The sequence below is a fragment of the Seleniivibrio sp. genome, assembly GCF_021209385.1.
In the GTDB taxonomy this organism is placed as follows: domain Bacteria; phylum Chrysiogenota; class Deferribacteres; order Deferribacterales; family Geovibrionaceae; genus Seleniivibrio.
Genome location: NZ_JAJOIL010000014.1, coordinates 1 through 26452 on the forward strand (window position 1 = coordinate 1; position 26452 = coordinate 26452).

At 44.1% G+C, this 26452-nt stretch carries 21 protein-coding genes, 2 tRNA genes and 1 other RNA gene; 9 read left to right on the forward strand and 15 right to left on the reverse strand.

Annotated features, from left to right (window positions below):
- Positions 1-91: 91 nt before the first annotated feature.
- Positions 92-880, forward strand: a complete 789-nt coding sequence (locus LRY47_RS04140; protein ID WP_295222850.1) for a hypothetical protein — start codon at positions 92-94, stop codon at positions 878-880.
- A gap of 658 nt (positions 881-1538) precedes the next feature.
- Here LRY47_RS04140 and LRY47_RS04145 read toward each other — a convergent pair.
- The 4 genes from LRY47_RS04145 to LRY47_RS04160 form a co-directional block, all read right to left on the reverse strand.
- A complete protein-coding gene (locus LRY47_RS04145; protein WP_295222851.1) occupies positions 1539-2567 on the reverse strand; it encodes a Fic family protein in 1029 nt (342 codons plus the stop codon).
- A gap of 491 nt (positions 2568-3058) precedes the next feature.
- Positions 3059-3376, reverse strand: coding sequence for a hypothetical protein (locus tag LRY47_RS04150; RefSeq protein ID WP_295222853.1), 318 nt, complete (start codon positions 3374-3376; stop codon positions 3059-3061).
- A gap of 210 nt (positions 3377-3586) precedes the next feature.
- Entirely contained in the window at positions 3587-4729 is a 1143-nt protein-coding gene (locus LRY47_RS04155) for a site-specific integrase (protein WP_295222855.1), read from the reverse strand.
- Positions 4730-4929: 200 nt separating this feature from the next.
- Positions 4930-5003, reverse strand: a tRNA-Arg gene (locus LRY47_RS04160).
- Positions 5004-5081: 78 nt separating this feature from the next.
- Between LRY47_RS04160 and LRY47_RS04165 the strand changes: the two genes are divergently transcribed.
- The 7 genes from LRY47_RS04165 (at position 5082) to LRY47_RS04195 (ending at position 14453) form a co-directional block, all read left to right on the forward strand.
- Positions 5082-6095 (forward strand): glycoside hydrolase family 3 protein, encoded by a 1014-nt coding sequence (locus LRY47_RS04165; protein WP_295222857.1) that lies wholly within the window; start codon positions 5082-5084, stop codon positions 6093-6095.
- Between the two features lie 231 nt (positions 6096-6326).
- Positions 6327-6560, forward strand: a complete 234-nt coding sequence (purS, locus tag LRY47_RS04170; protein WP_295222858.1) for a phosphoribosylformylglycinamidine synthase subunit PurS — start codon at positions 6327-6329, stop codon at positions 6558-6560.
- A 2-nt stretch (positions 6561-6562) separates the two neighbouring features.
- A complete protein-coding gene (gene purQ / locus LRY47_RS04175) occupies positions 6563-7261 on the forward strand; it encodes a phosphoribosylformylglycinamidine synthase subunit PurQ (protein ID WP_295222860.1) in 699 nt (232 codons plus the stop codon).
- Positions 7258-9489: a phosphoribosylformylglycinamidine synthase subunit PurL gene (gene purL / locus LRY47_RS04180; protein ID WP_295222862.1), complete on the forward strand. Its 2232-nt coding sequence runs from the start codon at positions 7258-7260 to the stop codon at positions 9487-9489. Before purQ ends, purL begins: the two co-directional genes overlap by 4 nt.
- Positions 9486-10856: an amidophosphoribosyltransferase gene (gene purF / locus LRY47_RS04185; RefSeq protein WP_295222863.1), complete on the forward strand. Its 1371-nt coding sequence runs from the start codon at positions 9486-9488 to the stop codon at positions 10854-10856. Before purL ends, purF begins: the two co-directional genes overlap by 4 nt.
- 630 nt (positions 10857-11486) lie before the next feature.
- Positions 11487-12620, forward strand: a complete 1134-nt coding sequence (locus LRY47_RS04190; protein WP_295222865.1) for an ATP-binding protein — start codon at positions 11487-11489, stop codon at positions 12618-12620.
- A 150-nt stretch (positions 12621-12770) separates the two neighbouring features.
- Positions 12771-14453 (forward strand): methyl-accepting chemotaxis protein, encoded by a 1683-nt coding sequence (locus tag LRY47_RS04195; protein WP_295222866.1) that lies wholly within the window; start codon positions 12771-12773, stop codon positions 14451-14453.
- A gap of 61 nt (positions 14454-14514) precedes the next feature.
- Here the strand turns inward: LRY47_RS04195 and LRY47_RS14140 are convergent, their stop codons facing one another.
- From LRY47_RS14140 to LRY47_RS04220, 4 genes are all read right to left on the reverse strand, one after another.
- Complete coding sequence (locus LRY47_RS14140; protein ID WP_366043228.1) at positions 14515-16419, reverse strand: SurA N-terminal domain-containing protein; 1905 nt, start codon at positions 16417-16419, stop codon at positions 14515-14517.
- A 50-nt stretch (positions 16420-16469) separates the two neighbouring features.
- Positions 16470-16568, reverse strand: an RNA gene (gene ffs / locus LRY47_RS04210) — signal recognition particle sRNA small type.
- Between the two features lie 34 nt (positions 16569-16602).
- Positions 16603-16691, reverse strand: a tRNA-Ser gene (locus LRY47_RS04215).
- Positions 16692-16784: 93 nt separating this feature from the next.
- Entirely contained in the window at positions 16785-17198 is a 414-nt protein-coding gene (locus tag LRY47_RS04220) for a hypothetical protein (RefSeq protein ID WP_295222868.1), read from the reverse strand.
- Positions 17199-17280: 82 nt separating this feature from the next.
- Between LRY47_RS04220 and LRY47_RS04225 the strand changes: the two genes are divergently transcribed.
- On the forward strand, positions 17281-18705 hold the full coding sequence (locus LRY47_RS04225; RefSeq protein WP_295222870.1) for a serine protease: 1425 nt from the start codon (positions 17281-17283) through the stop codon (positions 18703-18705).
- Positions 18706-18767: 62 nt separating this feature from the next.
- Here the strand turns inward: LRY47_RS04225 and LRY47_RS04230 are convergent, their stop codons facing one another.
- From LRY47_RS04230 to accD, 7 genes are all read right to left on the reverse strand, one after another.
- Positions 18768-19979 (reverse strand): FprA family A-type flavoprotein, encoded by a 1212-nt coding sequence (locus LRY47_RS04230; protein WP_295222872.1) that lies wholly within the window; start codon positions 19977-19979, stop codon positions 18768-18770.
- A 64-nt stretch (positions 19980-20043) separates the two neighbouring features.
- The gene (rd, locus tag LRY47_RS04235; RefSeq protein WP_295222874.1) at positions 20044-20205 is read right to left on the reverse strand and encodes a rubredoxin; all 162 of its coding nucleotides are present in this window, start codon (positions 20203-20205) and stop codon (positions 20044-20046) included.
- 44 nt (positions 20206-20249) lie between these two features.
- Positions 20250-21239: a DHH family phosphoesterase gene (locus tag LRY47_RS04240; RefSeq protein WP_295222876.1), complete on the reverse strand. Its 990-nt coding sequence runs from the start codon at positions 21237-21239 to the stop codon at positions 20250-20252.
- Between the two features lie 11 nt (positions 21240-21250).
- Positions 21251-22279, reverse strand: a complete 1029-nt coding sequence (locus tag LRY47_RS04245) for a hypothetical protein (protein WP_295222878.1) — start codon at positions 22277-22279, stop codon at positions 21251-21253.
- A complete protein-coding gene (locus tag LRY47_RS04250) occupies positions 22272-24452 on the reverse strand; it encodes an LptA/OstA family protein (RefSeq protein WP_295222880.1) in 2181 nt (726 codons plus the stop codon). Before LRY47_RS04250 ends, LRY47_RS04245 begins: the two co-directional genes overlap by 8 nt.
- Positions 24449-25585 carry a Mur ligase family protein gene (locus tag LRY47_RS04255; RefSeq protein ID WP_295222883.1) on the reverse strand — a complete coding sequence of 379 codons (1137 nt, stop codon included), beginning with the start codon at positions 25583-25585 and terminating at the stop codon, positions 24449-24451. The genes LRY47_RS04250 and LRY47_RS04255 overlap by 4 nt, the downstream gene beginning before the upstream one ends.
- Entirely contained in the window at positions 25585-26436 is an 852-nt protein-coding gene (gene accD / locus LRY47_RS04260; RefSeq protein ID WP_295222885.1) for an acetyl-CoA carboxylase, carboxyltransferase subunit beta, read from the reverse strand. Before accD ends, LRY47_RS04255 begins: the two co-directional genes overlap by 1 nt.
- Positions 26437-26452 lie beyond the last annotated feature (16 nt).

Consider the following 26452-nt stretch of genomic DNA (forward strand, 5'->3'; position numbering starts at 1 on the left):
CAGACTGTCTTAATTCGTCGGTCCACTATAGTTGAATATCTGGGTGAGTTGTGGTCTGACATAAAGAATTGTCAGCTCTGACGGCAGATGTTTGAAATTGCATGTTTCCGGTCCAAAAGGACAAGAAGTAGCCTACTGCAAGGATAAAGTTGATGCCAAACTTCGGATGCTGGCTGATTACAGTGAAATCAGTATTGATGGTGTCAGGATTAAGAGCAGGAAAAACGGTAGGATAAGCATTTCTAGAGTAAGAATAGGCCTTAACAAGCTTTATGAAAAATACATGCAGAAGTTTGTAGATTACAGTTTTAATCTGCAAGATCACACGTGTAGCAGACTATTCCGCATGATTCATCGAGACAGAAAGCTTATGAGGCTGTTTGTAGATGCGCCGGAGTCGAATGACAGCAAATACAATTACATTGGCGGGCTTTTGGTGCATACCTGTGAGCTTTTTGAGACAGCAGCACTTTTTGCGAAGATGGATCGCATTGGAAAATATATAAATTATGACCGTCTCATCACGGGCATTCTGCTTGTTAATATTGGAAAATCCAAGTGTTACAGGATGACAGAGCGAGGCTTTCAGGTCACGCACACGGGGCTTTATATCGGTGCTGTTTCTTCATCGCACAAGATATTGTTAGAGAACGCTGCCAAGATGATTGAGATTGATGAATCCGTTCTTCAAAAACTTGAAAATATCATTCTTCATCATTCAGCTGATGGGAATGTGCTGGCGAGGTCTGTTGAAGCGCGGATTATTTATGACTTGCAGAATGACAGAGTAACAGAGGTGCGAAAGAATATGCAGTTCCATCGGCGCGTGGTGTCATGTTCAATATGGAATATGAGCGATGATAGTTCTGATGTTGGGTAGAGTTGGGATTGTTTTGGGTGCCAACTGGGCATACGCTGCCCAATATTGGGTTACATGAACCCCCGTCCTGTGCGGTTAGTTAACACTGAATTTCAGAGTAGAAATGAGTATGAAATAATAGTTGTTAAAATAATTAAATACAAAACCATATAGTTTGAATTATGAGATAATGTTAAGAATTTTTAGCAACCAGTTAGCAGCTCCGTGAACGCCTGCCGGCGTTCCTGCAAACGCCGCTCGGCGTTTCTAGAAACGCCAGCGTTATCCAGTATTATATACTTCGTATGTTTTACAGTTTCTATTTCGAGCGAAAGCGATTTCTATTTCTCCATTTTTTAAAATAAAACAATTGATTTCTATGCAAACGAATTTTAGTCGGTGTAAAAATCAACAGTATTCGTATTCGGTTTTCCGGAAAAGATTTATATGCGAACTAAAATTTTAGCTGTCAGTAATGTCATCCATTGATAAATGGTTTTTCCCTATGGCACGGCGTTGAAACTCTGGTATGGCGTTGTGAGTGGCTATGAGCCTGTATGAGACGAAAAATAGCTTGCGAGTTGGAAGTTTTGTGTTTATGGATGCAAATTGCGTTAGAAGCGAAAATACGGAGAATAGAAAATTCACGCTGAAATAAGCACATTTTAACTAGTAGTTATTAAATAGTGCTTTCAATCTCAGTCATATTATTCTTAATAATGAGCTTTTCGCTGGAACACCAAGTTTTACCTGCTTTTTTTGCAATGAGTTGTCCTCGGTTTACCATGACACGAAGAGAGTCTGCTGTGTAGCCCATAGATGGCGCAATATCTGCAATAGGGCTGATTTTTACGCCTCTATTCTCAAGAGTATTGCATATGAAAGTGTCTAAACTATAAAGAAGAGAATCATAGATAATGCCCGTCATAAGCTCTGCGTTGCCTTCATCATTTATCAGGTTGTCAATCCTGTAAAATGAATCTCTGAAATTCAGGCTATTTCCAAGTTTTGAGTCGAACTCTTCAAGTGCGGCATAATATTTGTTTCTGTCGTTATCTGCTCCTTTGATGATAACGGGAGGTAATCCCGATGCAATAAGCATGCAGTTCAGGAATATTCTTCCGGTTCTGCCGTTGCCATCAGCGAAGGGATGTATCGCTTCGAAAAGACAATGAAGTTTCGCAATAGAGTTAATATATGTAGAGAGCTTTATCCCTCCTGCCATATAAGCCTTTCTCGACTTTATGATATGTTCAAGGAAATGATTTTTTATGAGATACTCAATGTCAACGTAGTCTGGCGGAGTGTGTTTTGAGCCTGTTATTACGATATGATCTCTGCGGAAACCGGTGTCGTTGTCGCCTTGGCGCAGAGTGGAGTTGATGGTTTTGATGATTGCTGGGGTAAGGAACGAGTCTGTTTTGTCCACGTAGTCGTTGTATGCGAGTCCGTAGAATGTATTGGCAGCTTGGTGGTAGTTGACAGCTTTGTCAACATCGTCACTATTGTTTTTATATTTCTTATTGCTGAACACATCTTGGAGTGATTTCTTATCTACGAAATATCCTTCGATTAATATAGAGTTTCTTGTCTCTTCTGTGAGCAGATACAGCCATTCGTTATTGGTTACGACTGGCGAAGATATGCTGCCGAGTTTATTCAGTAAGGAGAGGCGAGGGTTTAAGAGTTCATCTGAAATGTTTTGCATCTTGTTACGCTCGTAAAGGCAGTTTTAATGTAACTGACTATATTGTAACAAAATTGTCCTTGTTACGCTAGAGATAAATTTATCAAACGTAACAAAGAACGAGAGGCGCAAATTATTTCATAAGTATTTTGACTGTAATCTCTATTTTGTGAGATTAGCTTTGAATCTAGCTTCAGTTAAGATGGCGTTGTTAATTACGTTGAAGCAGTTCATGAAGAAACATAAATAATATTGCCTTCAGTGTCAAAACGAAATTAATTGCGTATTGATACCTATATTTCCGTTTAATAAGCAATATATTACATGTTGATATGTTAATTTTTGCGTTGGGTTGAATATTTAAACAAAAAAAAGCACCGGATCGCTCCAGTGCTTTTATGAATGTATTCTTTATATTTATTAATTATTGTGTTGCTATTTTTCAATTTAGTATTTTCAACTTTCAAAATGAAAATTGGTGTCTAAACAATATTTATGTTTAGCGTATATTGTTAATAATGTTTGGGTTTCTTAGACTCTATCTTGTTGAGATAGGTCTGCAGGTCTTTTGCCGTGTAAAAAACGTTTCCGCCATCTTTACGGTAGCTAGGACCTCGGCCGATACACCGCCATTTTGCGAGATTCGCAGGAGTGGTGTGTAAAAACACAGCAGTTTCCTCGATGCTGAATGTTGCATCAATTCGAGAAAATTTCTGCTGATTGGTAATTTCAGCAATGAGCTGATGAGACAGTTCGCAAAATTTCCTATCGATATAGGAATTGTGTTTGCGCATAATAATGCGCACGATGCGTAGGAACAAAATATTCATATGTCGCTCCGCCTGAAACGCATAACATATTAATATTGCTAGATAAATTTTGTTGTGGTGTTTTTGTATTGTTATAATGTTGAATATGAAACGGTCAGACATCTAGTGTCCGCTTAAAGACGCAACCTTGTGCGTTTATTCGCCGTAGCGATTCCACCCCGTTGAGCTGGTGGTTATACGTGTCCTCAATGAAATTGATGACTTCATATTTTAGTCCGATTTGTCTTGTTTGTCAATGCGTTTCTTGACAATAAGCTCGCTCATTTCTCTAAGTCTTGCAGGGTTGACATGTGTATATTTTAATGTTGTTTTTGCGTCTTTATGTGTCATTAGAGCCATGATATCTCTCATTTCGGTTTGATTAAAGTGGAGTTGTGTTGCAAAATTATGACGGAGATCGTGTAGTCTGAAATTTGTTAATCCAGCCATTTTTTTAATTTTTTTCCAATGTTTTGAGATGTTTACCCAGTTTTTACCGTTTTTGGACGTGAAGACAAATTCTGAGTCTGAGCCATTTGCCATTTGTTCGGCTAAAACAGTTTGGGCAGCAGAGTTAAGTACGATTGTATCAAGGGAACCGTCCTTGTTGGTGAACTGTATAGTCCATAGATGCGTATCTATCTGTGACCACGTGAGATTGAGAATAACAGATTTGCGCATGCCAGTATGGAGATACAGAGTGACCATATTGGCTATTGTTTTGTTTTTGTACTCGGCGAGAACATTTAATAGAGCGTCAGTTTGTTTGTCATTAAGATACCGTATTAATGTGTTATCGTATTTTGCCAACTTTAAATAGTGAAAATCTGCGGGATTGTTTTTTAAAAAATTATGCTGATATTTTAGGTAATTAAATATTTGTCGTATGATTTTAATATGGTGCTCAGCGGTGGCAGGAGCCATGGTCTTGCCGCGCTCAGTTACAGAGTTCATTAAGTTATTATAGAATTTCTGTACAAGAGCAGGTGTTATCTCGTTTAGGTATTTATTGCCAATCGCTGGGAGAATTCTATGATTTAATCGGCTTATATCAGTCTTAATACTGCGTTTATTTATAGAGTCTTTGATATATAGACCTGCAGCTTCTTCAAATGTCATAGTTGAGGCAATATCTTTAGTAATACCGTGCTCTCTTAATTTCATGTGGTCAGATCTGATTCCATAAGCTGTTTCAGGCTTATGTCCTTCGGAAGCCCAGCCTATTTTTGTTCTTTTAGATTTATATTTGCCGTCTGAGCCTTTAATCTTTTCAGAAAAATAGTAGCATTTGTCTGGCTTGCCATTGTGTAGCTTTGTTGTTGATTGATAAAAGACTATGCCGGGATATTTAGTAGTGACAAATTTTACACTCATAACACACCTCATATTGAAAATATAGGAGTATTTGAGTTTTTCTCAATAGAAAACTGTTTATTTTACAATAAAATACGAAGAAATTATTTGCGCCATATTTGCGCCAAAAAGGGTAATCCAGAGAAATTATCAGTAACTTAGAGTAATTTTGAATTTTTAGGATATTTTTGATAAGTGATTGAAAACATTGGTAAAACAAACGCCCCCGGCATGACTCGAACATGCGGCCTCTGGATTAGGAATCCATCGCTCTATCCGCCTGAGCTACGGGGGCGTGAAAGAAAAAACTATAGATTGAAGAAGTTTTTGTCAAGATATTTCTTTTTTCTGAAAAGTCTGCTATGTTGTTGCCATGAAAAAACTAATACTTATTATATTTCTCATTGTATCAACTATTTACAATTCTTTCGCAGAAGCTCCCGTAATAGAGAAAGATGTCATATCAAAGAGGATGGTCATGGTGGGTTTCCATGCCACGGATTATAAGGACGAGGAGCTGAACGATCTGAAAGACCAGATAGAAAAAGGGCTTGTCGCAGGCGTTGTATTCTATGGCTACAATATCGAGTCCAGAAAACAGGTGAAGAGGCTTATCGCTGAGCTTAACAGACATAACCACTCCTTCATTCCTCTGCTCATGGCGGTGGACGAAGAGGGCGGGCGCGTGCAGAGGCTCACTGTGGACAAAGGATTCGTTGAGGAACCGACTGCGCAATACATCTCAAAGCACATGACACCCGATCAGGCTGAAAAGGTTTACGAGCTTACAGCCCGCGACCTTGCGGACGTCGGCTTCAATGTGAATTTTGCTCCGGTTATAGACCTCAACATCAATCCGTCGTCGCCTGTAATAGGTGCGATAGAGCGCAGTTACTCTGCGGATGTTGACACCGTTGTCGCATATGCAAAAGCGTTCATAAATGCGCACAGGAAATACGGAATAATTACCTGCCTCAAACACTTTCCCGGTCACGGCAGTGCGAAAAAGGACTCACATCAGGGATTCACAGATGTTTCAACCACATGGAATGATATGGAGCTTGAGCCGTTTCAAAGGCTCATCGCAGATGGTTACGCTGACATGATAATGACGGCACACGTTTACAACTCAGGCATAGACCCTGATTACCCTGCGACGCTCTCAAAGAAGACCATATCGCTTTTACAGGACATGAACTACAAAGGGCTTGTTATAAGCGACGACCTCCAGATGGGCGCCATCACGGATAACTACAGTTTTGAGGACACGGTTAAGCTTGCTGTTGAAGCCGGAAACAATATCCTGTTGTTCTCAAACTACTTTTTTTATGAGAAGCATTATCCCGAAAAAGTGCGTCAGGTTCTCGGAATACCTATTAATCAATGAAATAATGACTTCCGTGTCATTATTTCACAACGTATTCATCAGGCAAAGCCTGACCGATACTCACACTCCACCAGTGTTTTACGTTGAACCGTAAAACACTGACTCCGTGAGGCACATCCTTGTGCCTTTTTATTTGATTTTTTAATGACATGCCGTATGGTTTCTGATATAAAAAATCTTCCGATACAGGTGCGTCCAAAATCTGAAATAAACATATAAAAGGTGTCTTTAATGAAAGCAAAAGTGTATGTCAGGCTTAAGAACGGCGTTCTCGACCCTCAGGGACAGACAATCCAAAGCTCAATCGAAAGAATGGGTTATGAATTTGCGAAAGAGGTAAGGGTTGGCAAGGTCTTTGAAATAGAGGTTAAGGATGAATCCTGCCGTAAAGATCTTGAAAAGATAGCCTCCACAATGCTTGCAAACATGATCATCGAAGAATATTCCATAGAGTTTGAGGCGTAAGCATGAAAGCCGGAGTAGTTGTTTTTCCGGGGTCCAACTGTGACCACGACTGCTATCACGTTTTAAAGCATGTCATCGGAGCCGAAACGGTTTTCCTGTGGCATAAGGACACTGACCTTCAGGGTGTTGACCTTGTTGTATTTCCCGGCGGGTTCTCATACGGAGACTACCTGCGCTGCGGAGCTATCGCAAAGTTCTCTCCCATTGTTAACGAGGTCATAAAATTTGCCGAGAACGGCGGGCATGTGCTTGGTATCTGCAACGGATTTCAGGTGCTTACCGAATCCGGTCTGCTTCCCGGCGCGCTGATGCGCAACAAAGGTCTGAAATTCAAATGCGAATATCTGAACCTACGAGTGGACAACTCCGACACACCCTATACCAGTATGTATGCTGACGGAGAGGTCATCAGCATTCCGATAGCTCATGCCGACGGCAATTACTATATTGACGAAGAGGGCATGAAGGAGCTTGAGGATAACAATCAGATAGTGTTCCGCTATTGCGATGAGAATGGAACAGCGGAAAACGACAGCAACCCCAACGGCTCGCTGGGCAACATCGCCGGAATCATAAACAAAAAGGGCAACGTTCTGGGCATGATGCCCCACCCTGAAAGGTGTGCGGAAGGCGTTATGCAGACCCGCGACGGATACTTCCTTTTTGAATCAATAGCAAAATTCATCGGGGGCTTAAAATGAGCGTATACGAAAAATTCGGTTTCCCCGAGGTAACGGCGGAAGCGGCGAAGGGCATGGGGCTTTCCGCATCCGAGTTTGACGGTGTTAAGAAACTTCTGGGCAGAACGCCCAACTACATAGAGCTTGGTGTTATTTCATCAATGTATTCCGAGCATTGCAGCTATAAATCCAGCCGTGTGCATCTGGCAAAGTTCCCTACAACAGCCCCTTGGGTTGTTCAGGGACCCGGCGAGAATGCGGGTATCATAGAGGTCGATAACGAAGGGCTTTGCGTATGCTTCAAGGTTGAATCTCACAACCACCCGTCGTTCATCGAACCCTTTCAGGGCGCGGCTACTGGCGTGGGCGGTATCCTCCGCGACGTATTCACAATGGGCGCAAGACCCGTTGCGGCGATGAACTCGCTCCGTTTCGGCAAGCTGGACAAACCTAAAAACCGCCAGATTTTTGAAGGCGTTGTTGCGGGAATCTCCCACTACGGCAACTGCTTCGGCGTTCCCACAGTGGGCGGCGAGGTTTACTTTAACAGCTGTTACGACGGTAACCCCCTCGTAAACGCGTTTGCTCTGGGCGTTGTCCAGAAAGAGAACATCTACCTTGCGAAGGCGGAAGGTCTCGGCAACCCCGTTATCTACGTCGGCGCCAAGACAGGGCGTGACGGTATTCACGGCGCTACTATGGCATCAGAGGAGTTCAACGAGAACAGCGAGGCGAAACGCCCCAATGTACAGATTGGCGATCCCTTTAAAGAGAAACTTCTGCTTGAGGCATGCCTTGAGCTTATGAAGACCGACTACATAGTCGGCATACAGGATATGGGAGCAGCAGGGCTTACCAGCTCGTCATTCGAGATGGCTTCAAAATCAGGTTCTGGCGTAAGGCTCGACCTTGATATGGTTCCCATGCGCGAAAAGGGTATGAACCCTTATGAAATCATGCTTTCCGAGTCACAGGAGCGTATGCTTATGGTGGCTAAGAAGGGTTATGAGGACAAGGTTAAGGCTATATTTGAAAAATGGGATCTGGACGCGGTTGTTATCGGCGAGGTGACAAACGACGGATATGTAAGGCTGTTCTGGGAAGGGGAAGAGGTTGCGGCTCTTGAGGCGGCACCCCTTGCTGACGAAGCACCAAAGTATAACAGACCCTACGCCAGAGGCGAATATATGGATGAACTCCAGCGTCTGCCCAAGGTTGAATCACCCGCGAACCTGCAAAAGGTTCTGGAAGACCTGCTCGCCAACGAGACAATAGCTTCTAAACGCTGGGTATGGAATCAGTACGACCACATGGTTCGTGTGGGTACCGTACAGCTTCCCGGTTCCGATGCGGCTGTTATAAGGCTGAACGAATCCGAGAAGGGCATTGCCATTTCCAGCGACTGCAATAGCAGATACTGTCTGCTCAATCCCTTTGAGGGCGGAAAAGCGGCGATTGCAGAATCAGCAAGAAACGTAGCTGTGAGCGGTGCGCGCCCCAGAGCATTCACTAACTGTCTGAACTTCGGAAACCCAGAAAAACCGGACATCATGTGGCAGTTCGTTTCAGCGGTTGAGGGCATGGCGGAAGCGGCAAAAGTGCTTGAAACTCCTGCGATCAGCGGTAACGTTTCACTCTATAACGAAACAGAGGGTAAACCGATTCATCCCACACCCACAATAGTGATGGTGGGCGTGTTCGACGATGTTACCAAACGCATCGGCTCATACTTCACCAGTATGGAGAGCGCTGTGTATCTGCTCGGTGAGAACACCGGATACATCGGCGGCAGTGAATATCTTGCCTCCGTACACGGTTACGAGCGCGGCGACGCACCAGAGGTTGACCTTGAGCGCGAGAAGAACATAATAGACTTCATGTGTGCGGCGGCTGACAAAAGACTCGTCAAAGCGGCTCACGACGTTTCAGAGGGCGGTCTGGCTGTTGCTCTGTGCGAGATGTGCTTCGGCGGCGAGAACGTAGGCGTTAATGTTAAGCTTGAAAGCGGCATCCGCAGTGACGCTCTTCTGTTCGGTGAAAACCACGGACGTGTCATTCTGGAAATAGACGTAAACAACGCACAGGCGATAACAGCACTTGCGGAAAAATATAATCTGCCTATATCGAAAATAGGACGCACATGCAGCGGACTTATTGAGATTGCGAACAAGAGCGAAAAGGTCATATCCGCGAAAGTGGCTGATCTTGAAAAAATATGGAAAAACAGTATCGGAGACAGAATGAAATGATTTTTGATAAATTTCACGAAGAATGCGGGGTAGCAGGGGTTCACGGAAACAGAGAGGCGGCTAATCTTGTTTATCTGTCGCTGTATTCACTCCAGCACAGGGGACAGGAGGGCGCGGGTATAGCCGTGACCGACCGCAAACATATATCCTATGAAAAAGGAATGGGGCTTGTGGCTGATATTTTCAGTCAGGACAAACTGGACAAACTTCAGGGTGATATCGCCATCGGGCATAACAGATACTCCACAACAGGCGTATCCGCTCTGGCTAACACCCAGCCCATCACCGTTACGATAAATTTCGGCGAGATATCCATCGCGCACAACGGAAACATTGTGAACGCTGACGAGATAAAGGATGGGCTTGTTGCGAGAGGCGCAATATTCGGTTCCACTTCGGATTCGGAAGTTATCGTCCACCTCATAGCAAAATGCGGAAAAGATAACCTTGTTGATGCCATAACTGATTCCCTGCGCAAGCTCAAGGGTGCTTTTTCACTGCTCATCATGACAAACGACAAGATGATAGGCGTGCGCGACGCTATGGGTATGCGTCCGCTTGTTCTCGGTAAACTTAAAAACAACGGATACATCCTTGCTTCCGAGACAGTCGCTCTTGACCTTATCGAAGCAAGCTTTGTCCGCGAGATAGAGCCGGGCGAGATGGTAATCATCGACGACGACGGTATTAAATCCATATTCCCGTTTGAAAAGACCACGCCGAAACCCTGCATATTCGAGCATATATACTTTGCGCGCCCCGATTCATACCTGTTCGGACGCAACGTGTACGAAGTGCGTAAGAAATTCGGCAGGTGGCTTGCGAATGAAACACCCGTGGATGCGGATGTGGTTATTCCTGTTCCTGATTCCGGCGTTGTTGCGACGCTCGGTTATTCCGAAGCGAGCGGTATACCTTTCGAGATGGGACTTATGCGTAACCACTATGTCGGCAGGACGTTCATCGAACCCAGCCAGTCAATCAGACACTTCGGCGTTAAGATCAAACTGAACCCCGTGAGGGAAGTTATAGAAGGAAAAAGGATTGTCGTTGTGGACGACTCCATAGTAAGGGGTACCACAAGCCGTAAGATAGTAAAAATGCTTCGTGAGGCAGGCGCGAAAGAGGTGCATATGCGCATCAGCTCGCCCCCTACGGCGTTTCCCTGCTTCTACGGCATAGACACTCCCACCAGAAAGGAACTGATAGCCTCTACACACACAATAGAGGAGACCAGAAAATACATAACCGCTGACAGTCTCGGATATCTGAGCATAGAAGGACTGATGGATTGCGTCGGCAGCACGAACTACTGCCATGCCTGCTTCTCCGGTCAGTATCCGACGATTTACAAGAACGGTGAATAACGGAGTGATTTTATGGAAGAGATGATCGTTATCCGTATGTTCGGCAGCAGCATGGAGTTTGTTTCAGGCTGAAGCCCTTCGTATTTTCCCACAGGTTGTGGGACACACGATGATCCCTACGAACAGCTTTCCTATAGGCTGGATGCGCTTCTGACACAGGAGTATGGACTCGGACGGATTGATTTCAGGTATATCGACGTTTCGTCGCCGGAGATACTTGACTATATCGGCGACATCGAGACCATTGTGGACGGAAGACTGCCGCTACCCTATGTTTCTCTGAACAAAAAGCCTCTTTGCTGGGGACTTTCCGAGGCGGAGGACATTGTTACAAGGGTTAAGCTGAAATTGGATGAGAGTTAATGAAGCGGCTGGATAAGCCGCTTTTTTGTTCTGCCGTTGATATGCTTCGCTCTGCGTCGTCGGTTTCTTCTCGCTCGCAACACATACCGTCGTGTATGCTTATGCTCATCTCGAATAAATCCTCCTCGCATAGCTCGCATCTGAACGGCAGACAGGAGAGATATGCTTCGTTCTGCGTCGTCGGTTTCTTCCCGCTCGCAACACATACCGTCATCAGCATTTCCATTTTCCCTTGTTGCCAAAATCTTTATCATTTATACTGATATCATGACAAATACACACTTTGCACCAGCCGAACGCGACGATATGGACAAAATTCTGGATGTTTACAGACTCATAGCATCAGAACCTATATTTATGGCACTGATGGACAGACTTGAGCAGAATATACTTATCCTCAACGACAGGCGGCAGACTGTTTTTATCAATGATGCCGTAATAAAAAACTATTCAATAGAAAAACCGGAAGATATTCTTGGAATGCGCCCCGGCGAGATATTTAAGTGTTTAAATTCAATAAACGAAGGCGGCTGCGGAACTGCCAGATTCTGCAAAGAGTGTGGTGCTGTTAACGCTATTCTCGCAACTCAGCTCAAAAATGAGGAGCGGCTGGAGGAGTGTGTAATCACTTCTTTCGACGGTGAGACATATGAACTTCAGGTGAGCAGCAAGCCCTTTGAGTTTAAAGGTGTTCAGTATACTCTGTTCTCTATTTGCGATATCGGGCAGAAAAAACGCATGAAAGTGCTTGAACAGATATTCTTTCACGACGTTCTGAACATTGCCGGAGGGATACACTCTATGCTACAGCTTATTATGGACGGAAGCCTCATAGAGGATGATGCCGAGCGTGACAAAATCAACAGGCTGCTTGTTCTTACATCTGAACAGCTTATAAATGAGCTTTCTGCACACAAGATACTGAAAGCGGCAGAGATGAACGAGCTGATCGTTACCAGGTCAAAGTTTATGTCAACTGACTTGCTGAGCAGTGTTACAGCCATGGCGGAAAATCTGAAAAGTGCATACGGAAAAATAATATATCTTGATGCTGGCAGCGATTGTTTTGAAATTGATACTGACGAATCTCTGCTGACCCGTGTTCTTTTGAATATGCTTACAAACGCGCTGGAAGCGTCTGAAGTCGGAGATAAAGTGACTGTTTCCGTCAGACTTGCCAATAGTATTGCTGTTTTCAGCGTTCATAATAAACAGGTTATTCCCGAACAGAACAGACATCTGATTTACCAGCGTTCCTTTACTACCAAAAAACGCGGTTCCGGTCTCGGAACCCACAGTGTAAAACTTCTCACTGAAAGATATCTTAATGGCAGAGCTGATTTTGTTTCAGACGAAGAAATCGGTACTGTCTTCCGGATCCATATCCCCGTTCAATTCTGAAACCTTCTGTAGTGGCGTAATTATCGCACTTTCTAATAATGGACAAAATGTGTTTACAATTGAAAATAACTCAATATTGTAGTAATTAATATCGTAACATTGGAATTTTCTATGTGACATATTCAATTTTCATTTTGAGGAGACTTTTGCATGATATCCAAATCACTAAAGAACAAGATTTTGCTGCTTGTGTTCTTTCCGGTTATGATCGCCGCCGCAATGGTTGGCGTTTCAAACGTGGTAACGATCAAAAAGCAGACAGTCATTGAGCTTCAGGAAACAAGGGAGAGGCTCATGGAAGGAAAAAAAGATGAGCTTAAACAGCTTGTCGATCTTTTCCTGTCGGCATCAGACAAGATACTGAACGATCAGAACCTCACCGGAGAAGAGGCCAGACAGCGTATCAAATATCTTGCGTACAGTATCAATTACGGCTCGGACGGTTACTATTTCCTTTATGAAACGGACGGTACCCTCGTGGCGAATCCTATGACGCCTCAGCTTGAGGGCAAAAACAGGATGGATGTTAAAGACGACGAAGGTGTTGAATACATCCGTCAGATGATCGAAGAGGCTCAGAAAGGTAACGGATACGTTCCTTACAAAAAGTTTAAAAAGTCCAAAGATGCAATTATGCCGAAAATGAGCTATGCGGCTATGATACCGAAGGTTAACTGGATGGTTGGAACCGGATTTTATGTCGATGATATCGATGATATTGTAGCGAAGGTTAAAGAAGCCGGAGATGCAAAGGTGAGCAGAATGATAGCCATGACCGCTGTGGTTTCAGTGTTTGCCGCTCTGATTTCCGTTATGCTGGCAGGATTCATGCTCAATCCTGTTGTGAGAAACATTCGCTCAGTCAGCAGCACTCTCAAGGAGATTTCTACAGGTGAGGGTGATCTTACACGGCAGCTTCCTGTAAAGAGTGCAGACGAAGTCGGAAGTCTGTCAGTTTATTTCAACACTTTCATAACCAAACTTAAAGAGATAATCTCATCGGTTCAGTCCTCTTCCCATTCTGTTGCATCAGGGAGCGCAGAGCTCGCCTCTGCCACAGAGGAACTGTCTGTGACGATAAGAGACCAGGCAGCACAGATTTCAGGCGTTGCTGCCGCCACAGAAGAGATGAGCAGGTCATCGGAGCAGATAGTGGTTAACCTGAACACAAACGTTGAGCTTGCCGGAAAAACTGAACGTAACACGGAACAGGGAAGTATTATGCTCCAAAAGGCTGTGGACGAGATCGTCGGTATAAAACAGCAGGTTGATGAGCTTGGAAAGGCCATAAGCAGTCTTGCAGATTCATCTCAGGAAATAAACGTAATCCTTAATGTAATAAGCGATATAGCGGATCAGACGAACCTTCTGGCGCTCAATGCGGCGATAGAAGCGGCAAGAGCCGGAGACCACGGAAGAGGTTTTGCGGTGGTTGCGGACGAGGTGCGCAAGCTGGCGGAAAGAACGCAGTCAGCAACAGGGGAGATAAGCTCCATTGTTGATAATTTCCGCAGAGAATCCGTCAAAGCATCCAGCGATATGAGTTCGGCTCTGGTTCATGTAGACAGCGGTGTGAACAGCATGAGATCCATCTCTTCATTCTTTGACGAGATCGTGACTTCTGTAAAGTCCATGAACGAAATGAACGGTGTGATAGAAACATCCATACGCGAACAGCTTTCTGCTATTTCAGGAATCAATGACAATACGCAGACCATTTCAGCAGGTATAGAGCAGAGTTCAAACGCATTGCACGAGATATCAAGAACCGTTAATGATCTTGAAGCACAATCGGGAGATATGCTGAATGTGGTCGGCAAATTCAGAGTTTGATTGATAAGCATTTATTTTCAGATATAAAAAAAGCCCTCGTTTTTGGCGAGGGCTTTATCATTTACTTCGTATAGTATTGCTGGTATTGAGGACTGACCTCAATTTTCGCTTTCTTCTTAAGAGCGTCCACATAATCTTTAAGTGCTTCATTCTGCTTAACACCCAGAAGAGCGGAGACTATCTGGTCTTTCTGCTCAGCCGTAACAGGTGCTGCAGGAGGTGTCAGGCTTACAACCTGAACAAGGAAAACTTTACCGCCCACTGTGTAGGGTTTCGCAAGGAAAGAACCGGGTTTGGCTTTGAAAACAGCATCCATAAGATCGTTGTTCATACCAAGGTTCTCAATGGGTTCGTTACGGTTGAATGCTTTGGGAGTAACAAACGTTTTGCCTGTTTTGGAAGCCGCTTCCTGAATAGATGCAAGCTTTCCTGCTTCCGCAGCCGCTTTTTCAGCCGCTTTAACACTTTCCTGTGCTTTATATTCGCCCTCAACCTGAGCTTTGATGTTTTCAAACTTAGGAATGTAAGAGGGGAACTTGTCAGTCATTTCAAAAATAACCTTTTTATCGTCAAAGTCAATTATCTGGCTGACTTCTGTTTTAGTCATTGACATCAGCTTTTTGGCTATGTCGGGTTTTCCTTCAAGCGCTGTTCCGGCACCTGTTTCGGTTACACCGTTGATTGTTACGACAGGGAGTTTACCGCCGTTCTTTTTATTGAAAGCGGTGATGTTTGATTCAGCAACAATCTCTTTGTATTTGTCAAAGACGAAACTTTTGAATGCCGTCTGACCTTTCTCTTTTTTGATCAGTTCGGTTATCTGAGGTTTAGCCTGATCCAGAGTGGGGCTGGTTTCAATTTTGTGATCAATCACTTTGATAATGTGGTAGCCGAACTGGGTTTTGACTATACCGGAAACTTCGCCGGCTTTAAGTTTGAATGCTTCCGCTTCAAACTGGGGAACCATCTGACCTTTGGTGAAATAACCGAGGTCGCCGCCGTTTTGTCCGCTTGAATCAGCTGAATATTTTTTAGCAAGCTCTGCAAAGTCGCCGCCCGCTTTGACCATTCCGAGAACCTCTTTTGCGAGTTTCTCTTTTGCTTCTGCATCCTGAGTGTTCTTCCAGTCGTCAACCTTGAAAAGGATGTGAGAGGCTCTCACGCTCTCTGGTTGCGTAAGCGACGCTTTGTTTCTGATAAAGTAGTCTTCAACCTCTTTGTCGGAAACGGGAATATCAATATTTTTCATAAGCGCGGGGTCAAACACCAGTGCTATGAAGTTTGCTTTTTCTGGAACTCTGTATTCGTCTTTGTTATCTTCGTAGAATTTTTTCACAGCTTTTTCGTCAACATTTACCGATGCAATGAAGTCGTTTGCGTCAAACTCTATATAATTGACAGTGGCGGTTGTGTTACGGAATTTGTATTCCATATTCACTTCTTTGTCAGTTACAGACACACTGTTTTTTATTAACTCAGACATCTTCTGGTTTGTGATGTCCTCTTTGACCTTTTGTTCAAAGATGGCGGGTGTCATTCTGTTTCTGGCAAGTATGCCTGTATATTGCTCAATGTTGAACTGACCGTCCACCTGAAACGATTGCATATTCTGGATATACATCTGAACTTCCGCATCGGAAACGGGAATGTTCAGTCTTTTTGCTTCTTCAATGAGGAGTGCCTGACCGATGAGGTCGTTCATAACCGTTTTTTCGATCAGGTTGTCTTTCATAAGCTGATCGACCTGATTTCCGAAAAGACTGCGGAAATTTTCTCTGGTGGCGTCAAGTTTCTGACTGAAATCAGCGTCTGATATGACAGTATCGTTTACCTTTACTGCATAACGGCTTTCAGCGACCTTGTCGCCGATACCCCATGCGAAAAAGATGGTAGCAACGAAAGCTGCTATCACAAACCAAAGGGCAAAAACTGTCATCTTTTTTTGTTGTCTGAGTCTGGAGATCATATTGAAGTACCTCGTGAGGCAATATTTGACTGATATATTAAAAATTTAAGACCCGACAGGGTGACTCCGGCACACAAATTAACCCACTACCGTTGCTTTCTTCCGAACCTGGCGGGGTTCGCGGGAAATTCATTGCAGAGACCCCATCGGGCCAGCCTGATATTCATTTTTTAAGCATCAAAACGGAGAGGGAGGGATTCGAACCCTCGGAACGCGTTAACGTTCACACACTTTCCAGGCGTGCTCCTTCAGCCTGACTCGGACACCTCTCCTTCATGATTCCAAAAAGGAATCAAATGTATATCAGGCTTTCACTTTAATGTCAATAGCATGGTTTGATTCTCCATGCATTATTTTGCTACCGGCTATTTAACGATTATTTTAGCTGGTTTATCCGTCTTTTTAATCTTGTAATAAACGTACGGGGCATACCATTCGTTTGAGCATGCTGTCGGCTCCGCATAAACGACAATGGACTTTTCGGTTTCGTCAATGCGGTATACCTTTATACATGAATCGCCGGCAGCCTTGCCGAAATATGCCACCAGAAGTGAAAAATTTTCATAGTCGAACGGCTGAGTATTTTTATTGATAATAGCCCTTGCTCTGTGGAAAGCATTGTATTCCTCATCTGAATTGAATATCTTAACACCATAAACAGGACGTCCCACAGGGGCGAAACCGTTGACCTTTTCAAACGAAGTGAGCGAGCTTCTGTCGCCCATGGCAAACGCAATGACGGCTGTGAAAATTAATATTGATATAATTATGGTTTTCATGTCACACCATTGAGGTATTAATTACTTTGTAGTAGCATACTAATATGATAATATCACGACAAAACAGTTCACGAGGTCGTTTATGATTACAAAATTTAAATTGTTGATTCTTGCAGCGTTTCTGTTTGTATCTGTTTTTTCTGCTTCGGCGGCAGATGTTACCGCAAAAATTATAGGCGGAACTACAGTTTCGAGCGGAGCTTACCCGTTTATGGTTGCGATTCTCGATACCACAGGCGGTACGACAGATTATAGCCAGCAGTTTTGCGGAGGAACCCTCATTGATTCACAATGGGTCATGACAGCGGCACACTGTATGGTAAAATTAAAAGATTACACAATTTCTTCCAATATGAGTAAGCTTCGAGTTCTCGCAGGAACAAACACACTTTCAACGACAACCATAAGTTCTGGAACAAAAGTTAGCGTTTCAGCGGTTTATGTGCACGAAAGTTACAACAGCGTGACATTTAACAACGACATCGCACTCATTAAGCTCAGTACACCGCTTAGTGTTGATGCCATCGATGCTCTCTCGTCGTCCACATACCCCGGATTTTCAACCGATGATCTGGCAACTGTTGCAGGATGGGGTACAACTACTTCTCCTGAACCGTATTCCTATCCCACAGATCTTATGGAGGTCGATGTTCCTGTTGTTTCAAACGCAACATGCAGCGGCAGCTACAGCAACATCACCTCTAATATGCTTTGTGCCGGTTATCCTGAAGGCGGGAAAGATTCCTGTTCGGGTGACAGCGGTGGACCTCTGTTCGTTCAGGACGGATCCAACTATATAGTTATCGGTGTCGTCAGTAACGGTAACGGCTGCGCTTTAGCAGGTTTTTACGGCATCTATACCAGAGTTTCCCAGTATACCTCATGGATAGAAGGAAAGATGAGCGGTACACCAGCAGACAGTGAAACTGACCCTGGTTCAACGCCAGATATTTCGGATATCCCTACCTCTGGAAGCGCAAGTGAAATAGACACCAATATAGAGGATGAAGTTTACTATAATTTATCAGGAAGTCAGTTAATGGGGTTTGGGGTGGTTGGGTCAACATTCTTATCTCAAACAGTTCATAATGAAAGTGCTTCTATAAATAATTATAACATTTTTGCCTCTATTGATTTCACTAGTACACTAACTGTTGGTAACAGCTCCATTGTTGCTTTATATCTGCCCGGAATGGATATTTCAAAAGTTAATCTGTTTAAATGTGAAGATAACATGATTAATTGTTCTTCCATTTCTGTTCAACGAGATAGTAATGAACATTTAATATGGTATTACGTTGAAGACGGTGGAACTTATGATACTGATGGTCTTGTTAATGGCGTCATAGTTGACCCTGTTTATGTAGGCTTGAGTACTGACAATAATTCAAGTTCCGGCGGCGGAGGAGGAGGCGGATGTTCCGCATCCAGAGACGGTTCGCCTGTTGCACTGATTCTTATGTTTGTTGTTGGCGGAATATACCTGATACGCAGAAGAAGAGCTTAACTCTTTCAGATACAGAAAAAGGCAGCCGCTTAGCTGCCTTTTTTAATTGCTTCTTATGTCTTTTATTGAGCTTCCAGAACCTGCATACCGAAGTCTCTGCCCCATTGATAAGCGTCCCTGAGCTCATGCTCAGACGGTGTCATCTTAACCTTGAACGAGGGCAGAGGAGTCTTCATGCGCATGGTCTTCATTATATCCTCTGAGACCTTAACGCCTTCGCCGCTCCAGCCGTATGAGCCGAAACATCCGCCCAGTCTGTTCACAACGTTCAGAACTACAAAGTATGAGAACAGTTCAAGTACCGGGTGCGGAGCCTTCGCGTTGAGTGTCGGTGTACCGATAAGCACGCCGTGGGATATTTCTATGGAATCAATTAATGTCATTATGTCAGTTGTGGCGGAATCATACATATCAACGCGGACGCCGACCTCTTCGATTCCTGCGCGTATCTGGTCTGCCAGCTTTTTGGTGTTGCCGTATGCTGTGGCATAAACCAGCGTGACCTGGCGTGTTGTCATGTTCTTATAGTATCTGGCGGCGGACTTTTCATAGAAATCCATGTAAAAGTCAATATCCTCAACCAGAATTGGACCGTGGGAAGGGCAGACCATGTCAATTTTCAGTCCTTCGATCTTTTGAAGAGCCTTGGTTATATGTTCCTTATAGGGTCGCATGATCATGGAGTAGTAGAAGCGGAACGCTTCTTTTGCCGTTTCCTTTTCCGCTATGTCCTTGTTCAGCAGTATCTCGTCTTTCGGACAGTAATGCGCACCGAGAAAGTCGCAGGGAAAGAGCATTGCTTCTTCCACAAGATAGGTGAACATAGTGTCCGGCCAGTGCAGGAAAGGAGTATGGAAGAAACGAAGCGTCTTTCCGCCGAGATCTATAACATCCTCATCTCCTACGGCTCTTCCTTTGAAGTCACGGTTGACGATATTCTCAACGAAGGTCTTTGCCGTTTTGGAATAGATAACTTCCATATCGGGGTTGAGATCAAGCAGAGTGGGCAGTGCGCCGGAGTGATCCGGTTCGTTGTGGTTCAGAATGATGTAATCAATCTTGCTCACAGGCACGATCTCTTCTATTCTGGCGATGTATTCCTTCTGAAAATTAAGCTTACAGGCTTCTATCAGAGCTGTTTTCTCTTTGCCTATAACCAGATAGCTGTTATATGTCGTTCCGTGTTCCGTGGGGATAACTATGTCGAAAATCTCGAGCTCCGGATCTTTTACGCCGACCCAGTAAATATCCTTTTTCAGCAGAGTAGCATGCATATTTCCTCCAAGAAAAATAAGTGAAAAAAAGCCGCCGTAACAGTTTGCGCGGCGGCTTTATTTCTTAGTCCTGATAAGCCTCAAAGCTGTCTTTGCCTACGCCGCATTCGGGGCAGACCCAGTCTTCGGGGATATCTTCAAAAGCTGTACCGGGGTCGATACCGCCATCGGGGTCGCCCACTTCAGGGTCATAAATCCAGCCGCAGATTGTGCAGATATACTTCATGGTTGCCTCCTTATAATAAGAGTATACTGGTCTTTTTATGCAAGTCAAATCTTTTTGATTTCGGTGTTCTTAATACCTATCTTCTTGAGCAGTCGGTCTTTTATAGTGGTTATCACAAAGTTGTAGTCTTTGTCTGCAAGGTTAAGCTGACCGCCTGCGGATTTCATATGCCCGCCGCCTGTACCAAGTCCTTTGACAAGGCTTATAGCCATTCTGCCCACTGCTGTTCTTGTGGATTTCGAGCGCAGGGAGAAGAAACCGCAGTTATCTATCTTTCCAACAACGAATGTCCATTTTATATCTCTCATGCGAAGCAGAAAATCGCTTGTTTCTGCAATGAGGTCGGCGTTTCGTACCTCGCCCAGATCGCAGAAAATAAGGTTGTCGATTATCTCTGAACATTCTACAGCTTTTTTCAGATTTTTGAAATAGTATCTGGGGACTTCGGGGTTTTCAATTTTTGTGAGTTTTTTGTGGGAGATATAGGGGAAAATGTACGACATCATGGCTTTGTCTTCGCAGGTGTTCGTACGCCCCGAACCGACGGTGTCCGTCTTTATTCCATAATAAAGCGCCGTTGCTGTGTCCGTGTCAGGAATAATATTCAGACGCTTCATATATTCAGTGATGATTGTGCTTGTGCTGCCTGCATTCGGTCTGACATCGTGCAGGCGTATTTCCGAGGTCGTGTGTCTGTAGTTGTGATGATCGATGACCACATCCACTTTAAACCCTTCCGGTATATAAACGTTTCCTGCTTTTGGCTGGGTATCGACAACGATAAGGTAGTCGTATCTTGCGAAGTTCAGTTTTGAAGAACTGTGCATATCTATTTTGCACAAACGCAGGAGTTCACGGTTTTCTGCTCTGCCAACGATACCGTAAAATCCTATTGTACATCGTTTTTTGAGTTTAGAGGAAAGGATATACTTCATTCCGGTGGCAGCCGCAATGGTATCAGGATCAGGGTTGTTATGGGTGAGTATCAGAACCTTTCGTTTAGGTTTGATATCTTCTAGTATCCTGTCTATCATGATAAAGATTATTACTCCTGTGACGTAAAATCAAGGAGAATATTCCCACCTTCAAGTTTTGACGCTGTGAAACCGTATTCTTTCTGTATCCCCTGAAGCTTTTTAAGGAGCATGTCGGGCGAAACGTATATCTCGGCTTCAATATCAAGTGATTTTTCAGCGAAACCTTTTATGCTGTAGTTGGTTATAAACGTTTTTCTTTTCAGCGCTTCCATGAGGTTCTTGGGGGTTGCAAAGTTGGCGTAGTTCGCAGCCGTCAGAGTTATTTTTGTCAGTTCCCTGTCAAGAGACGGTGCCGGAATAGCACCCTCGCGAACGGAATAGAGGGCAAGATCCATGGCGCTGTAAATGGCTGATGCTACGCATGAAACATCAGATTGTCCTGTGCCTTCGCCGGATGTTTTAACTGCCGGAAACTCCTTTGCCTTGCCGGCGACACGCATACTGACAGTGGCAGAACATTTTCCGTCGCCTGAAGTTGTGTCGGCTTTTATATCAAAGAGGTACTGTGCTTTTGAATTCTGAAATGCTTCATAGACCAGATCGGGCATAGAGCTGTCGGCAACTGTGGAGAGGAAATCCATCTGGTATTTTGTGCTGAACGCATTCTTTTTCAGCGCGTTCGTGATGGCGGCGTTGTTTTCATAGTTGTCGTGGAGTTCGTCTATGACATAAACAGCGTTATCGGTTCTGGACTTGATCATATATGCAACATCTGAAAGGCTAAGCTTGTCAACATCCGCTATCACCGTATAGGTTATGGTTCCGTGGTTATATCTTCTGTCAACTATCTTGTAGCTTCTGATAAATTTAAGATATTCTGATGTTATCTCCGGCATGTCGGAACCTGTCTGTTCATCCTGCTGTCTGGAGAAATAGTTATAGAGGGCGTTCAGAAGGGCGCTGTTCTTTGCCGAAGTGTCCGCCTGTTTTATGTTGTCGTTCTGAACGGTCACGGTTGCGGAGCCGTTAACGACCGTCGCATATGCATTTATTGTGAGGAGCAGAACAGCCGCAGCCATTACCAGTAACTTATTCATTATTGTCTCCGTTCTCTGTTGTTGTAGCCGTATACACTGATGATGTGTATTTTCCAAGACCTCTGAGCCCAATAGTCAGCATTACTATATGTTCAACATCGCTGTCGTTGCTGACTGAAACGTCTTTTATCTCCGTCTTTCTTTTGTATGTTATACCTGCTTCCCAGCATTCGCTCTTGTAAAGCAGAGTGACTGCATCATCAACAGACGATTCAGCTTTCCATGAAAGATGATTGTTCCAGCCGGAGCTGGTTCTGCTGTAAGAAAGGTCGTACTTTGGAGTAGTATAGGTCACTGTTCCCTGAATGGTAGTGTTTTTGTCGTCACTGGTCTCTTTATCGAACGCGTATTTGCCGGAAACTACTATTTTCCCAAGTGATACACTGAGTCTGGTGAGGAGGAAATCTGCATCCTTGTCGTAGTAGTTGTATTCGTGTTCAAAATAGCTGTAAAACCCGCCTGTAGTTGAAAATTCTACCTTGCTGACAAGAGGCTCATAGCGGTGTTCAGCTCTTGTCATCTCATAACCCTGAGTGTTTTCAAGTTTTAATGCCCAGTCGGGAGCTTTGAAATAGTTTTTAAGTGAATATGAGTAGTTCTTTGTTTCGTCTATAACATCCTGATCTATGTAGTCGAAAAGATTCGTCTGGTCGATGTCCGGTGTCTGCACATATCTCAATGTGTTATATATTGAATGGCGAAAACCGTTGTAGTTTTTATATATTTCCGCAAAAGCGAACGAGTAGTCTATAGTATACATCTGCCTTGTTATGGAGTCTTCGTCAACATCCAGATATGCTGTGCCGGAGTGTTTGTCGGTGGTTGGCATAGTAAGGTCATAATTGCTTTCAAAATCGTACCATCTGGTGTAATAACCAGTGATGGATGGTGTGAAAGTACCGATGTATACAGATATGGGCTTATATAACATCAGACTTGCGTGGTCTCTGGTATAGTCCAGTTTTTTTGTTTCCTTCGTGTCAAGATCATAGTCATATATGAATTTTGTATTTCTGACTTCGTCGTGAGCTGCGTAATACCTGACATTAACCGGCGCAAACGATATATCTTTTTGTGCAGAGAGTTCAGGGCGCAGATATGTATGCTCTTTAAGGTATGTGCTTGTGATAGTGTATGACATTACGTCGTTGTATTTAAGTTCTACGTCGCTGTATTTTGTTTCATACTGAAGCTGTAAGCTGTTGTAATAGGTTTCGTCTTCGTTGTCGTAATCCTGCGCTATTGAATAATCTTCATAATCGTCCTGATAACTGTAATCTGATACCGCTTCAAGATCGACCTTAAGCCTGAGACTGTCGGTTATGGCTATACTGGACTTGTTATATATGAAGAAACGACCGGAATCCGTTTCAGGACCGGATATATGAGCTTCTTCTGTCGGTGACTTTCTGTCTTTGCCGACATACTCGAAATAGTTGTATATCTTTGAATCAGCGCTGGGTGTAAAGCGAAACTCATTGGCGTAGAGAGTGTTTTCATTCTGCGAAAAAGTTGCGGCAAAAGTTGTATCCTTATCCACGTCGATATTGTAAAAGAATTTCGGCTGAACGAACATTCCCAATGTTGAGCTGTAGCCCATGCTGGGAATAAGAAAGCCTGTTTCACGCTCGCTCTTTATCGGGTATATAATATAAGGTGAATAAAAGACGGGAACGCTCTTTGCCCAACCCGCCACGTTGAAGGCGGAAAAATAGCCGCCCACGTCAATTTTTGCAGAGGACGCGGAGAGCGACCACGCCGGATCATCACCTGAACAGGTGGTAAAAGTGGTGCTGAAAAGCTTATAAGAGTTCTTGCCTGTTTTGTGAACCTCTTTGGCGGAGAACCAGTTATATGGCTGAACGAAAGCATCCGCATCATAGAACTTTCCGGTTTCCGTTTCGGTGTCGTACTCCATTCTCTCACAGTCCACTGTTTCGTCTGCTTCCGTCATACGGACGTTTCCGTTCGCTTCCATATATCCTCTGTCCTTATAATAGAGGAGATCGTCAGAAGTGAGCGTACGCTCGCCCTGGAAAACCTTGACATTACCGGATGCGTGATAGAAGTTCTGGTCGGACGAATCGACATTGTCCGCTTCAATTGTGACATTTTCAGCGGCATAAGACGACATACAGATGCAGACAATTATAATGGAGAGAATAAGTTTCACAGCCTGTCCTTGAGCAGTATTTCTCTGACCGCTGCACAAAGATACAGCGAACCGCATACGAGTATATCAGTATTTCCTGTAAGTTCAACGGCTAATTTGACAGCGTCCCGGACATTTGAGAGCTTCGTAGCTTTAACATTTAAGTCATTAATATCAATGCTTCTTTCATTTCCGGGTATCTGTGTTACTATTATTTGAGATGCCACATTTCCCAGTATATTTATGTGCTTTACAGCGTTTCTTTCCTTAGTGCATGAAAAGATCACAATCGGGTTTTTACCTTTATAATGCTGTAAAAGTCTGTTAAGTCCGTCTTCGTTATGCGCACCGTCAAGAACAAATCTGCCGAACCGTTCCATCCTGCACATAGGCAGTTTCAGATTTTCAGGCATACCGCCTTTTTCAATATAGTCGCAGACTGCTTCCGCCAGTCTGAGGTTGTTTGAGTAGGGGTCTTCAAAACCACGGTAAGGTTCTTCGGAATACTGAGGTTCTATGATGGTCTTATCTGAAAACTCTTCATAGACGTGGCTTCTGACCTGTTCAGTGTTTCTGCCAAGGAAAAAAACCGGATTGGTTTTGATTATCGCTAGCTTTTCGTTGGCAATGGAAATGATATTGTTGCCCAGAAACTCCGTGTGATCCATTGAGATGCTTGTTATTACAGGTATCTTGCTGTTCAGAATATTTGTGGAGTCGAACCGTCCGCCAAGTCCCGTTTCAATAACGGCAGTGTCTATGCTCTGTTCCTTATAATAAAAGAACGCCATAAGTGTAAGTGTTTCAAAATAGGACAGGGTATGCTTGATAACAGATTGTTCGACAGCGGAGAATATCCTGTTGAAATCGACCTGTGGGATGTCCTCGTCGTTCAGTTTTATTCGTTCCCTTACATTTAATATATGGGGAGAGGTGAACAGTCCTGTTGTGTGTCCCCTGTGGCGGAGTATCTGGTCGATAAAATAAGACGTGCTGCCTTTCCCGTTTGTACCTGCTATGTGTATGACGTTTTTTGCGATATTATCACACAGACCCAGTTCTGTTGCCGCATTTTTGATACGGTTAAGGGTGAGTTCAAGATTTTTGAACTCACCGCGTTGTCTGAAAAATGATTCAAATAGAGAGTGAGGCATCAGCCAAAGAATTCAAGGACCTTGGATATCTCAGATTTCCAGTCCTGTCTGTGGAGAACCATGTCCACCATTCCGTGTTCAAGAAGAAATTCCGAACGCTGGAACCCTTCGGGGAGGGTCTGGCGGATGGTCTGTTCGATAACTCTGGGACCTGCAAAACAGATAAGCGCACCTGGTTCGGCAATATTAATGTCGCCGAGCATCGCATAACTGGCGGTGACGCCCCCTGTTGTGGGGTCTGTGAGCAGGGAGATGTGTCCAAGTCCCTTCTGGCGCAGCTTCACCAGCGCCGCAGAGGTTTTTGCCATCTGCATGAGAGAGAGTATGCTCTCCTGCATTCTTGCGCCGCCGGAGCAGCTTATAGTAATGACATGTGTGTTCTTTTCAATAGCGCTTTCGATAAGTCTGACTATCTTTTCGCCGACAACACTGCCCATGCTTCCGCCGAGGAAGCCGAACTCTATGCCGCCGATATGTACGGGTTTGTCGTTGATGCGGGCTATGCCTGAAACAAAAGCGTCATTCATGCCTGTTTTTTTCACAGCTGCTTTAACCCTGTCGGGATATTTTTTAGAGTCTTTGAATTTGAGCGGGTCAAGCGATTTCAGGTTTTCATCCATCTCCTGAAAAGTACCGGGATCTATGATAATGTCGATCTTTTCCCTTACTGTGATAGGAAAGTGCTTTCCGCACTTGGGGCAAGTCTGGAGAGCTTTTGTTACCTCTTTATGGTAGTTTATCTCGCCGCATCCGCTGCATTTCATCCAGAGCTTTTCGTCAATTTCCTTTCTCTGTTGGTCGGGAGTATTAACTTTCTGGACTTTATCGCGTAAAAAATCTCTGATGCCCATATTTTCTCCGTGTTTG